General features: G+C 36.8%; 1 protein-coding gene and 1 pseudogene. Both read right to left on the reverse strand.

Annotation, left to right across the window (positions count from 1 at the left end):
- Nucleotides 1–84: 84 nt before the first annotated feature.
- Nucleotides 85–336, reverse strand: a complete 252-nt coding sequence (locus QUA36_RS31155) for a hypothetical protein (protein WP_333460157.1) — start codon at nucleotides 334–336, stop codon at nucleotides 85–87.
- Between the two features lie 185 nt (nucleotides 337–521).
- A pseudogene (locus tag QUA36_RS31160) lies at nucleotides 522–1,613 on the reverse strand (IS1634 family transposase); the annotation flags it as partial.
- Between the last annotated feature and the right edge of the window lie 74 nt (nucleotides 1,614–1,687).

The following is a 1,687-nucleotide window of genomic DNA, read 5'->3' on the forward strand; positions in this document are numbered from 1 at the left end:
GGCTCAGATTCATTGATATTTTCCTCGCTTTTTTTTACTATAGCATTTTCTGTACTCTTTGAGCGGGAAAGGAGTATCATAAAATTATTTTGCAAGAGGTCTATTAGCGATCACAAAATTGAGAAAGTATTCTGTCCGCGATATCAGTTGTTCGGCATCGGTTTCTGTTATATTTGGATCGAAATTATAATCAGCTCTCAGACGATCTCTTTCAGCATCAATTAGGTAGCGGTGCAGTTCTACCCCACATTCCGCAGATGTCGGTCGGATTTCTTTATCAGTTGTGAAAACTTGGAAGCCAAACGCTTTTAGGCTGAAATTATACAGTTTTAGCATTACAGAAGCTTGTCAAATTTACTTAAACTAAGTAAGTTGAAATAATTGGCTTTTTTTCATATATTCATGTTGCTATTTTAGCGCGGTTGCTCATATTTTGAAGCAAGGAAACTTATGCCAAGAGCAAATTGTCTTGACTAATTAATGAAAATTATTCACAAATATCTACACCTCGATCGCAATCGTTATTCACTTGAAAATATTAAATAGTATTGACAGCAATACTCTCCTAAATGCCGCAAGATATCTTGGTGTTCTTGGGTTAAATTGCTGACCTGCTTCGAGCCATTTATCGTCACTAAGTGCACAGCCTGAAACACCTGAAATATCCAGCGCATTGTCGGTTTATCGGTCAATTTCTTTACCTGATTTTTCACTTGCTCATTGGTAGCTTCTAATTGTTGTCTCAATTTCCTTTGCGCTAAATTATACACTAACAAACACAGTCCCATTATCATTCCGATTGCTTCAACTCGCTCCGGCTTTTTCACGAATACGCTGGAAGTAAAAAATAACGGATCTTTGATAAATCTAAATCCTCTCTCATTACTTTGCTGCGCTTTGTATTCCGATAATACCTGTGAATTGCTCACTACTTTAGGCTCTAAAATATTTGTGGCTAATATAAATCTCCCAGCTTTGACTTTTTCCGCTTCGATTGCTGAAATTCGGGGTTCTATTTCACCTGTTACTTGATAGACTATTGTCTGTGTCTCGCTCGATTCTTTGAGCTTTATTTTTGTTGTTTTAACTGGCTTTTCTTGGCAGTTAATCTCTGTTATTTGGTGATATTTTCATGAGTTTGATAACTTTTTTATTGCAACTTCTGCATCAGTAATACAAGCAAAGTCTTGCCTGGATAGCTTACGCAGTGAGATTTTGGCGGATTCTAACTGTTTCTCTACTTGTTTGACTATTTTTTTAAGATCTGCTTGTTTTCTGATTTCACTTTCTATGACTAGCCATCTTTGCTTGATGTTGCCATACTCACTGGTTCTGGCTGCTATTTTATAGCCTTTTATTTGAGAATCTTCCCAGTCACTATCTTCTATGTTGCAGATTTTATTTTGAGCTTCTTTTATGCTTAACGGCACTCTGGTTATCCATTTCATTCCTGCCATTGCTGACAAATTTTCTGCTGTGTATAAGGCACTATCTGCTACACAGATTCCGTCAAATGTCCACTGATTTTTAAACTCTTTCAATCTTGACACAAAGACACTTTTATCATCGGCGTTTCCGTCATCTATTTTCAGATATAATGGTACGTCTCCATGGGAGCATCCCACTTTTGCAATCAGTATAAATACTCAGACAATTGTCTGGCTAAGTTGATGGCATAATAGAAAGC

Origin of the sequence: Microcoleus sp. Pol10D4, from assembly GCF_036701555.1 — a bacterium.
Taxonomy (GTDB): domain Bacteria; phylum Cyanobacteriota; class Cyanobacteriia; order Cyanobacteriales; family Microcoleaceae; genus Microcoleus.

What these genes read in the sequence shown, in the direction of transcription:
- QUA36_RS31155 (WP_333460157.1), bottom strand. Translation starts at nt 336, where the DNA reads ATGCTAAAACTGTATAATTTCAGCCTAAAAGCGTTTGGCTTCCAAGTT.